Origin of the sequence: Burkholderia sp. BE12, from assembly GCF_002959955.1 — a bacterium.
Lineage (GTDB): Bacteria > Pseudomonadota > Gammaproteobacteria > Burkholderiales > Burkholderiaceae > Burkholderia.
The window spans coordinates 103,963-115,078 of record NZ_PREY01000022.1; the positions used below are offsets into that span (position 1 = coordinate 103,963).

The following is an 11,116-nucleotide window of genomic DNA, read 5'->3' on the forward strand; positions in this document are numbered from 1 at the left end:
ATGTCTCCGGCGGCTCGATCGGTTCTCTCACGGCCGTTTTGGACCGTGAGTCTCGAGACCTCATTCGATTGTTCGGTATCGAAGTTTAGAGACGCACGATGCCGCTGCAACAACATTCGTGACCATAAATGGTCATGACATGAGCATCGAACAGCCCCTGCCCAATGACCATAAATGGTCAATCTTTCTGTTGATGAGCAAGCGCCGGACCTCGTAATTTATTGACGAACGCGACGTAGCCGACGCGACGAGCCGAGCCGGTTGGTTCTACGCTTGCGCCGCGAAAACAATGCTGGAGACACGTCCCTGCCCGCCGCGCATTTGCGCTCGCAGGCGAAGCGATGGCGTCGGCGCGGCGCGCCGATATCGCCTCGCGTTGCCTCCCTGCATTCATCCCTTTCCACTGCACGGATCATTCATGGGTCATATCAGGCTAACGATGGCGCAGGCACTCGTACGCTTTCTTGACAATCAGTATGTCGAGATCGACGGCGAGCGCATCAAGTTCGTCAAGGGCATCTTCACGATCTTCGGACACGGCAACGTACTGGGCCTCGGCCAAGCGCTCGAGCAGGATCCCGGCCGGCTCGTCGTGCATCAGGGCCGCAACGAACAGGGCATGGCGCACGCGGCGATCGGCTTCGCCAAGCAACGGCGCCGCAGGCAGATCTATGCGTGTACCTCGTCGGTCGGCCCAGGCGCGGCCAACATGGTGACGGCCGCCGCGACCGCCAGCGCCAACCGCATTCCGTTGCTGCTGCTGCCGGGCGACGTGCATGCCGGGCGGCAGCCGGACCCGGTGCTGCAGCAGATCGAGCAGACGCACGACCTGTCGATCAGCACCAACGACGCATTCCGTGCGGTCAGCAAGTACTGGGATCGCATCGTGCGTCCCGAGCAACTGATGAGCGCCTGCCTCAACGCGATGCGCGTGCTGACCGATCCGGCCGACACCGGCGCGGTGGTCCTTGCGCTGCCGCAGGATGTGCAGGCCCAGGCTTACGACTATCCGGAAAGCTTCCTCGCCGAGCGCGTGCACTACATCGACCGTCGCCCCGCCGCGCCGGAATCGATTGCGCGTGCCACTGCCCTGATCGCGCCGGCCACCCGCCCGCTGCTGATCTGCGGCGGCGGCGTGCGCTACGCCGGCGCCGCCGCCGAGCTGCGCCGCTTCGCCGAGCGCTTCGACATTCCGGTCGCGCATACGCAGGCCGGCAAGGGCGCGCTGCCCTGGGATCATCCGCTCAACCTCGGCGGCATCGGCGAAACGGGCTCGCTGGCAGCCAACGAGATCGCGCGCCGCGCGAACCTCGTGATCGGCGTCGGCACGCGCTACACCGATTTCACGACCGCATCGAAATGGTTGTTCCAGGATCCCGAGGTGCGGTTCGTCAACCTCAACCTCAACGGCTTCGACGCCGGCAAACTCGACGGCTTGTCGATCCAGGCCGACGCAAAGACCGGCCTGAGCGCGCTCGCCGCCGCGCTGGACGGCGCCGGCTACCCGCGCGACGGCCGGCACGGCTATCGCGACGAGATCGCACAGGCAATCGGCCGCCTGCGTGCGGAAGAAGAACGCCTGTTTGCCGTGACTTACGGCGCCGAGCATTTCGTACCTGAAATCGACGATCACCTCGATCGCGCGGTGCTCGACGAATTCGCGCGCATGACCGGCTCGTCGCTGACCCAGTCGCGTGTGCTCGGCGTGCTCGACCGCAAGCTGACCGAACGCGACGTGGTGGTGGCCGCCGCCGGCAGCCTGCCCGGGGACCTGCAGCGCATCTGGCGGGCCAAGGGTGAGGACAGCTATCACGTCGAATACGGCTATTCCTGCATGGGCTACGAAGTCAACGCCGCACTCGGCGTCAAGCTCGCGCAACCCGAGAAGGACGTGTTCGCGTTCGTCGGCGACGGGTCATACATGATGCTGCACTCGGAACTCGTCACGTCGATCCAGGAAGGCCGCAAGATCAACGTCCTGCTGTTCGACAACATGACCTTCGGCTGCATCAACAACCTGCAGATGGAACACGGTATGGGCAGCTTCGGCACCGAATTCCGGCGCCGCAATGCCGACACCGGCCGGCTCGACGGTGCATTCGTGCCCGTCGATTTCGCCGCCAATGCGGCGGCCTACGGCTGCAAGACCTACACGGTGCGCAACGTCGACGAACTGGAGGCCGCGCTCGCCGATGCCCGCACGCAGCGCGTGTCCACCCTCATCGACATCAAGGTCCTCCCCAAGACGATGGTGCACAAGTACGGCTCGTGGTGGCACGTGGGCGTGCCGGAAGTTTCAACCAGCGAGCGCGTCGAGCGCGCCGCCGAACGGATGAAGACCGCACTCGCCACCGCCCGGCGCTACTGATTCGACCGAACCACCCGATGCGGGGCGCGCTCCCTGCCGCGTCATTCCGCCCTTTTCACGAGGAACCGACATGCGTATCGCACTTGATCCCTACATGTACCGCCATCTGCCGCTGCCGAAGATGGTCGAGAAAGTCGCCGAACTCGGCTACAGCTATATCGAACTGTCGCCGCGCGAAGACTTCCTGCCGTTCTACAAATATCCACGCGTCGACAAGGCGCGCATTCAGGAATTCAAAGCCGCGCTGCGCGACACCGGCGTGCAGTTGTCGTCGCTGCTGCCGCTGTATCACTGGGCAAGCCCCGACGAGTCGCTGCGCGAGGCGGCTGTGCGCAACTGGAAACGCGCGATCCAGGTGGCAGTCGAAATGGAATGCCCTCTGATGAACACGGAATTCAGCGGCCAGTCGAACCATGCGCTCGCCAGCGAGAACCAGTTCATGCGCTCGATGGAGGAACTGATGCCCGTGTTCGAGCGCGAAGGCATCAGCCTCGACATCCAGGCGCATCCGTACGACTTCTGCGAGCGCAACAACGAATCCGTCGATATCGTCCGTGGCCTCGACAAACCCTGGCTCAACTATCTCTACGCGGTGCCGCACACCTATTTCTACGACGACGGCGTCGGCGACATCGCCGCGATGCTCGAATATGCGAGGCCGAAGCTCACGCACCTGATCATCGCCGACACCTACAACCATCGCGCGTCCTCGAACCTGCGCTACATCGTGAATCCCCCCGGCGTGACAGCCACCGTGCACCAGCACCTCGACATCGGCCAGGGCGAAATCGACTGGGACACGTTCTTCTCGAAGATTCGCGAGATCGGCTTCGACGGCATCGCGACCGTGGCCGTGTTCGCCTGGGAAGACCGGGCCGACGAATCGAGCCGGATGATGCTGGATACCGTCAAGCGCGGCCTCGGCCTCGCCTGACGTCCGGCACCGCTCATCCGCTCATTCGCTTATTCGCTCAGACTCAAGACGACAGGAACTCATCGTGCATACACCGACGCTCGCGTCCGAACGCCAGTTCGACCTGATCTGCCTGGGACGGCTCGCCGTCGATCTCTACGGCCAGCAGGTCGGCGCCCGCCTCGAGGACGTCACCAGCTTCGCCCGCTACCTTGGCGGGTCGTCCGCCAACATTGCCTTCGGCACGGCCCGGCTCGGGCTGAAATCGGCGATGCTCTCGCGGGTCGGCAACGACCATATGGGCCGGTTTCTCCTCGACGCGCTCAAGCAGGAGGGCTGCGACGTCAGCCAGATCCGCATCGACCCGGAGCGCCTGACCGCGCTGGTCCTGCTCGGCCTCAAGGATCGCGACACGTTTCCGCTGGTGTTCTATCGCGAGAATTGCGCCGACATGGCAATCGACGAGCAGGACATCGACGAATCGTTCATCGCGTCGAGCCGCGCCCTGCTGATCACCGGTACGCATTTCTCGACCGAGCGTGTCCATCGCGCCAGCATGAAGGCGCTCGATTACGCGCGACGTCACGATGTCCGCACCGTGCTCGACATCGATTACCGGCCCGTGCTGTGGGGCCTCACCGGGAAGGCGGACGGCGAGACGCGCTTCATCGCGGATGGCAGCGTCAGCCGCCACCTGGGCGGCATCCTGCCGATGTTCGACCTGATCGTCGGCACCGAAGAGGAATTCCGCATCGCCGGCGGCCATGACGATCTGATGGCTGCACTGCGCGTCGTTCGCGAGGCCACGCCCGCCACTCTGGTGGTCAAGCGCGGCCCGCTCGGCTGCACGATACTCGACGGGGGGATTCCGGCGAGCATCGACGACGGCCGCTTGCATGGCGGCGTGCAAGTCGAGGTGCTGAACGTGCTCGGCGCCGGCGACGCCTTCATCTCCGGCTTCCTCAAGGGCTGGCTGACCGGCGCCGATGAAACCCGCTGCTGCGCGTACGCCAATGCTTGCGGCGCGCTGGTGGTCTCGCGCCACGCTTGTGCACCGGCCATGCCGACGACGGCCGAACTCGACTATTTCCTCGCGAATTCGGCCCGCATGGGCCGGCCCGACCGTGACCCTGCGCTGAACCGCCTGCATCGCGTCAGCCCGAACCGCAAGCCATGGGACGAGGTGCTCGGCTTTGCGTTCGACCACCGCGACCAGCTCGCCGACCTGGCGCGTCAAGCCGGCGCCGACGAACGGAAGATCGGCACGCTCAAGCAGCTCTTTGTCGAAGCCGTCGCCGAGACCGAGGCCCAAATCGGCGGCCAGGGCAAGATGGCCGTGCTGATCGACGACCGCTTCGGTCAGGATGCGCTCAATGCCGCCACCGGCCGCAACTGGTGGATCGGTCGCCCTGTCGAACTGCCGGGTTCGAACCCGCTGCGCTTCGAACACGGACGGTCGATCGGGTCGGCGCTGCTGTCCTGGCCGCGCGAGCATATCGTGAAGTGCCTCGTTCAGTACCACCCCGACGATGCCCCTGAACATCGGCTCGAACAGGAAGCGCAGTTGCAGGCGCTCCAGCAGGCGGTATCGGTCAGCGGTCACGAACTGCTGCTGGAAGTGATCCCGCCCAAGGATCGCCCCGCATCGCAGGACGTCGTGGTCCGCGCGCTGGAACGCCTCTACGATCTCGGCATCGAGCCCGACTGGTGGAAACTCGAATCGATGCCGGCTGAAACCTGGCGCCGCATCGACGCGCTGATCGAAGCGCACGATCCATATTGCCGTGGCGTCGTGCTTCTCGGCTTGAACGCACCGCTCGAAACGCTCGTGCAAGGCTTCATCGACGCTGCCGCCAGCCGGACCTGCCGCGGTTTCACGGTCGGCCGCTCAATCTTTTACGAGCCGAGTCGCGCCTGGTTCGCCGGCGAGATCGACGACCGCGAGGTGATACGCCGCGTGCGCGTGTCGTTCGAGACACTGATTCGCGTCTGGCGTCAGGCTCGGCCACAACAGGAGGCAGCATGAGCAATCTGCTGATCAAGGGGCGTGCAAGCGGGCGCGATATCGTCACGGTCACGCCGGCCAGCGCCGGTTGGCGCCACGTCGGTTTCGCCGCCAAACGGCTCGCGGCTGGCGAGCGGTTCGAGGTCGACACCGGCGGCGATGAACTCTGCATCGTGGTGCTGACCGGCACCGTGACGCTCACGACCGGTGATCGGGTCTGGCGCGACATCGGCGGACGACGCAGCGTGTTCGAGGACCGCTCGCCCCATGCGGCCTATGTGCCGCCGGGTCGCAACGTGTCGATCGACGCTGCCGACGCGGCCGAAATCGCGCTCTGCACGGCGCCCGCCACCGGCCGATACGACGCCCGCCTGATCGAGCCCGCGTCGATCGCGCGTTCGGTACGCGGCAGCGGCACCAATACTCGCTACGTCTGCGACATCCTTCCACAAACGGAACCGGCCGAAGGACTGCTGGTGGTCGAGGTGGTGACGCCAGCCGGCCACGCGTCCAGCTATCCGCCGCACAAGCATGACGTCGATGCAATCCCGGCCGAAAGCGTGCTGGAAGAGACCTATTACCATCGGCTCGACCCGGAGCAGGGGTTCGCATTCCAGCGTGTCTACACCGATTCGCGCGATATCGACGAAGCCTATGCGGTCGAGAATCACGACGTCGTGATGGTGCCGAAAGGCTATCACCCGGTGGTCGCACCGCATGGCTATCGCAGCTACTACCTGAACGTGATGGCGGGACCGAAGCGGGTCTGGCACTTCCGCAACGATCCGGCGCATGAATGGATGCTGACGAAGTAGTCGCCCGGGATGTGACGCCGGCCCTTGCGGGCCGGCTGGCATGCGTGGCGGACAACGGCAGACGACTGTCGGCAATGCGGTTCGGCCATGGGCCGCCCTGTGCGCACGTGTCGCGGCCGCTCAGTCGTGTGGGGAAAGATAAGGGCTGCGCCGCACATTCGCGGCGCAGAACACACCGAACTCGACAGGGCCGCCCGGCGGCGTGGCCTCGAGCACCCCGCAACCGTACAGCATGTGCTGCAACGCGGAAATCACCTGTGCGTCGGGATTCTGGTCGATCACGATATCCATCGTGCCTTCGTCGATATAGACACGATGCTCGTCCAGCATCTCGTGACCGACCCACACCACCTTGCCGGCCACATCGAATTCCCTGAGCGCTGCGGCGATGCCCGCCGAACCGTAACCGCTGTTGTAGATGCCGACCAGGTCCCCCTGCTTCAGCGCCGGCAATACGGCGCGATAACACGCATCGGCATTGTCGAGCGTCTCGATTTCGACGCCCTGATACTCGAGCTCGGTTTCGGCCCCCTCGAGCGCCGCGCGAAAACCGGCGATCCGGTCGCGATGCGCGCCGAAACTGCGGCTTCCGCAAAGCTTGAGCACGCGCCCGGCCCGCTTGGCGAGCCGCCCGATGAAGTAGCCTGCGGTGCGGCCGGCGCCAACGTTGTCGATCCCCGCGAAGTGGGTACGCGCAATCTCGCTGATGTCGGTCATCAGCGTCACCACCTTTTCGCCCTCGGCGATCGCATCGCTCAACGCCGCGCGCACGGGCGCGGTGTCGCGCGTCGTGATGATCATGCCGGCCCTGCGGTAGCGGCAATTGCCGATAGCATCGACCACCGCCCGATCCGATTCGGGAAGAATCAACCGATGCAGAACGATGCGTTTATCGAGTATCTGGGCCGAACGCTGCAATGCCGCGTTCAGGCGGCGAAAAAACGGCGTGTCGCCGTGAGAGAGGAGCACGTCGATATGAATCAGCCCGTGCCGGCAATCCGGTAGCACGCGGCGCACGCCTAGCCGGCGTGCCGCCGCGATCACCCGCTCGCGCGCCGATTCCGATACGCTGCCCCGCTCGTTGAGGACCCGATTGACCGTGGCCTCGCTGACGCCGGCCTCGGCCGCGATCTCGACGAACCGGGCGTCGCGCTTGCGCCTCGTGCCGGCTGGTGTCACAACCGAGTCCTCGCTCATCGTGCCTGCTCCGTGTCGCCGTACAAGCCGCGGAAATGCGCTTCGATCTCCTCGAGGCTGCGCCCCCGCGTTTCGGGCAGGTTGCGCCAGATGAACGCAATCGACATCAAGCCGATGGCAAAGAATACGAAGAAGGTGCTCGAAATGCCGGCGTAGGCGACCAGCGACGGGAAGCTCAGGCCGAGCACGAAATTGACCATCCACAGCACGCAACCGGCGACACCCACCGCGAAGCCGCGGATATGCAGCGGAAACAGTTCGGCCAGCAGCACCCAGCACACCGGCGCGATCAGCGCCTGCATGAAGCCCAGAAAGCAGGCCATGGCGGCCAGAATCAGGCCAGCGCGCAGAAAGGAAACGGGCAAGAACAGGGAAAAGAGACCGATCGTCAGCAAGGACAGCGTCGTGCCGCTCAGCCCGATGAGGAACATCGGCCGGCGCCCGAGCCTGCCGAGCACCTGGATGCCGACCAGGGTCGCCGCGACCGAAATCACGCCGTTCGCGACGTTGCCGATCAGCGCCGTCTCCCGTCCGAAGCCCGAACTCGTCAGGATCTGCGTACCGTAGAACATGATCGAATTGACGCCGGTCGCCTGCATGACGATGGCAATCCCGATCCCAACCCAAAAGACATGCCGGACCCAAGGCGCCGACAAGCCCGGTCCGTTACGACGGACCGGATGGGTGTCGCGCTGCTCCGCGTGGCGAATCGAATCGAATTCGTGCCGCGCGGCCTGCGTGTCGCGCACCTGTTGCAACACCTTCCAGGCCGCGTGCAGCTTGCCCTTCGACGCCAGCCAACGCGGGCTTTCCGGCATCACCAGCATGCCGAACCACAATCCGACCGCCGGCAGCGTCGCGACGGCGAGCATCCAGCGCCAGACGCCATGCTCGCTGCCCCACAAGCTACCGATCACCGCATTGACGATGAACGCGATCATTTGCCCGGACACGATCATCAACTCGTTTTGCGTGATGATCTGTCCTCGGCGATGCGCGGGCGCCAATTCGGCCAGGTAGGTCGGCACGCAGATCGACGCCCCGCCGACCGCGATGCCCAGCACGAATCGCGAGGCAATGAGCAAGTCGACGGTCGAGGCGAAGGTACTGGACAACGCGCCACCGAGGAACAGGACCGCCAGGAGCATGATGCTCATCCGCCGCCCATAGCGGTCCGCTACCAGGCCCGAGGCCACGGAGCCGAGCACGGCGCCGAGCAGCAGCGAACTGGTGACGAGCCCCTCGGTGAGCGGTGTCAGCCCGAGATCCTGGGTCATGTATGCCAGCGCCCCATTAATGACCCCGGTGTCATAACCGAACAGCAGGCCACCGAGCGTCGCGATCATCGCGATGAACCGCATCGACCGGCGCGCCTGAGCGGGCTGGGCCGCCGAGGACGAAGCGGGTTCGGCGGACGTGAGCGTCTCACAAACTTCCTGCATCAGTGTCTCCATGATTTGTATGTTTCATCGCATCGTCCCGGCTGCAATCGCTGCCTGTGCCGCGGCTCGGGCAGCGCCAATGCAGCACAAGCCCGTGAGCCTCCACGTCGAACCGGTCATTCGCCGGGCCGACGGCGGTCATCGTGCCGGACGCCAAGGGAGACTTAACCGTAGACAAAGCGGCATGGACGTGCAACGCGACCGTTGACCATTTTTGGTCAATGATGCCGTGACGTGAACTGCCTGCCCAGTTCTACCGCTGCGTTCCAGCTTCGGGTCGCGGCCATTCGAGTTGGAGGAAGTGATGACGACTCTGGAACTGCATCAGCAGAGTGTTTCGGCCATCGCCGCTCGACTGGGTATGGATCGCAAGATCGTTGGCAATACATCGCATGGTGATGGCTCATGGCACCCGGTCGGAAATGGGGAGGGCACCGCCACCCCTTCAATCGGCGCACCGTACGCACCTGCGTCGCCTTTAGTGGCTGCACGCCGAACGCGGTTTCATAAATGACGCTCCGCCCATTGATTTTTGAGACGAACGGTCTATTATTCGCCCATGGACGTTCGAACCGATCAGCCCCGCCGCCGCGGCAGGCCACCGAAACAGCACGAGGACCTCGTCGCCACGCGTGACATGCTGTTGCGCACCGGCCTCGAGATCCTCACCGAAAAGGGCTTCTCGGCCACCGGGCTCGACGAGATCCTCGGGCGCGCCGGCGTGCCGAAGGGCTCCTTCTATCACTACTTCGACAGCAAGGAAGCGTTCGGCCTCGAACTGATCGACCGCTACGCCGATTTCTTCGCGCGCAAGCTGGACCGCCATTTCGGCAATACGGCGCACGCGCCGCTGCAGCGCGTGCAGGCGTTCGTCGACGACGCGCGGGACGGCATGGCCCGCTACGCGTTCAGCCGCGGCTGCCTGATCGGCAATCTCGGACAGGAAATGGGCGCGCTGCCCGAAAGCTTCCGCGCACGGCTGCGCGCGACGTTCGAAGATTGGCAACGTCGCCTCGCCGATTGCCTGGCCGCCGCGCAGCAAGCCGGCGAACTGGCCGCTTCGGCGGAACCGGCCGAGCTGGCCGCGTTTTTCTGGATCGGCTGGGAAGGCGCCGTGCTGCGCGCGAAGCTGGAGCGCAGCGACGTGCCGCTGGCGTTGTTCGCTCGGTTTTTCTTCAATGGATTACCCCGCCGCTGAATTTTTTTGCCATTAACTAGACGATCGGTCTAGAAAGGAGGACGGATGTTCCAGGGCATCGTGATCGACAAGGACGAAACCGGCCAGCACGCGCGGCTGCACACGCTGGACGACGCGCAGTTGCCCGCCGGCAACGTGACGATCCGCGTGGGCTATTCGACGCTGAACTACAAGGACGGGCTCGCGATCACCGGCAAGAGCCCGGTGGTGCGCAGGTTCCCGATGGTGCCGGGCATCGACCTGGTCGGCGAAGTCGAAGCGAGCACGCACGCGGATTACCGTCCCGGCGACCAGGTCGTGCTGAACGGCTGGGGCGTCGGCGAAACGCATTGGGGCGGCCTCGCGCAGAAGGCGCGGGTCGACGGCGACTGGCTGGTGCCGCTGCCCGCCGCGTTTTCGCCGCAACAGGCGATGGCGATCGGCACGGCCGGCTACACCGCGATGCTGTGCGTGATGGCGCTGGAACGGCACGGCGTGCGCCCGGACGACGGCGAGATCGTCGTGACCGGCGCGGCAGGCGGTGTCGGCAGCGTCGCCACCGCGATCCTAGCGCAACTCGGATACCGGGTCGTCGCCGTGACGGGCCGTCCGGCCGATGCCGACTACCTGCGGCAACTCGGCGCGGCCGACATTCTGGATCGCGCGTCATTCAGCACACCCGGCAAGCCGCTCGGCAAGGAACGATGGGCCGGCGCGGTCGACGTGGCCGGCAGCCACGTCCTCGCCAACGTGTGCGCGACCACGCGATACCGCGGCGTGGTGACGGCCTGCGGCCTCGCTGCGGGTATGGATTTCCCCGCGACGGTCGCGCCGTTCATCCTGCGCGGCGTCACGCTCGTCGGGATCGACAGCGTGATGTGCCCGCGCGCCGAACGGCTGGAAGCCTGGCGCCGGCTCGCGTCCGATCTCGACGTCGAGAAGCTGGGCGCCATCGGCCATCAGGTCGGCCTCGCCGACGCCATCCCGCTGGCCGCGGAACTGATCGACGGCAAGGTGCGCGGCCGCATCGTCGTCGACGTCAATGCCTGACCGCCCTTCGTGCCACTTTATCCAGGAGAATTGAAATGAACGCGTCCCACCCGGAGCCGTGAGAGCAGAAAGAAGGGGTGGATCCTCACGGGCCGACGGCATCAAAGTGCCCAGGTGGAAAATGCATGCATTTCCCGGCAACCGGAGGA

At 65.2% G+C, this 11,116-nt stretch carries 8 protein-coding genes; 6 read left to right on the forward strand and 2 right to left on the reverse strand.

Annotation, left to right across the window (positions count from 1 at the left end; translation table 11 throughout):
- The first annotated feature begins 418 nt into the window (after nt 1–418).
- The 4 genes from iolD to iolB all read left to right on the forward strand — a co-directional run bounded on the left by iolD (nt 419) and on the right by iolB (nt 6,101).
- Entirely contained in the window at nt 419–2,368 is a 1,950-nt protein-coding gene (gene iolD / locus C4B30_RS23680; protein ID WP_027781577.1) for a 3D-(3,5/4)-trihydroxycyclohexane-1,2-dione acylhydrolase (decyclizing), read from the forward strand.
- 70 nt (nt 2,369–2,438) lie between these two features.
- Nucleotides 2,439–3,302: a sugar phosphate isomerase/epimerase family protein gene (locus C4B30_RS23685; protein ID WP_027781578.1), complete on the forward strand. Its 864-nt coding sequence runs from the start codon at nt 2,439–2,441 to the stop codon at nt 3,300–3,302.
- Nucleotides 3,303–3,366: 64 nt separating this feature from the next.
- Complete coding sequence (locus C4B30_RS23690) at nt 3,367–5,307, forward strand: bifunctional 5-dehydro-2-deoxygluconokinase/5-dehydro-2-deoxyphosphogluconate aldolase (protein WP_034185245.1); 1,941 nt, start codon at nt 3,367–3,369, stop codon at nt 5,305–5,307.
- Nucleotides 5,304–6,101, forward strand: a complete 798-nt coding sequence (iolB, locus tag C4B30_RS23695; protein ID WP_027781580.1) for a 5-deoxy-glucuronate isomerase — start codon at nt 5,304–5,306, stop codon at nt 6,099–6,101. Before C4B30_RS23690 ends, iolB begins: the two co-directional genes overlap by 4 nt.
- Before the next feature lie 120 nt (nt 6,102–6,221).
- On the opposite strand, the gene C4B30_RS23700 is transcribed toward iolB, so the two are convergent.
- A complete protein-coding gene (locus C4B30_RS23700; protein WP_027781581.1) occupies nt 6,222–7,298 on the reverse strand; it encodes a LacI family DNA-binding transcriptional regulator in 1,077 nt (358 codons plus the stop codon).
- Nucleotides 7,295–8,752 (reverse strand): sugar porter family MFS transporter, encoded by a 1,458-nt coding sequence (locus C4B30_RS23705; protein ID WP_230469047.1) that lies wholly within the window; start codon nt 8,750–8,752, stop codon nt 7,295–7,297. Before C4B30_RS23705 ends, C4B30_RS23700 begins: the two co-directional genes overlap by 4 nt.
- A gap of 547 nt (nt 8,753–9,299) precedes the next feature.
- Here C4B30_RS23705 and acuR point away from each other — a divergent pair.
- Both acuR and acuI read left to right on the forward strand, forming a co-directional pair.
- A complete protein-coding gene (gene acuR / locus C4B30_RS23715) occupies nt 9,300–9,938 on the forward strand; it encodes an acrylate utilization transcriptional regulator AcuR (protein WP_027781583.1) in 639 nt (212 codons plus the stop codon).
- A 45-nt stretch (nt 9,939–9,983) separates the two neighbouring features.
- Entirely contained in the window at nt 9,984–10,967 is a 984-nt protein-coding gene (acuI, locus tag C4B30_RS23720) for an acrylyl-CoA reductase (NADPH) (protein ID WP_105133093.1), read from the forward strand.
- The last annotated feature ends 149 nt before the right edge of the window (nt 10,968–11,116 follow it).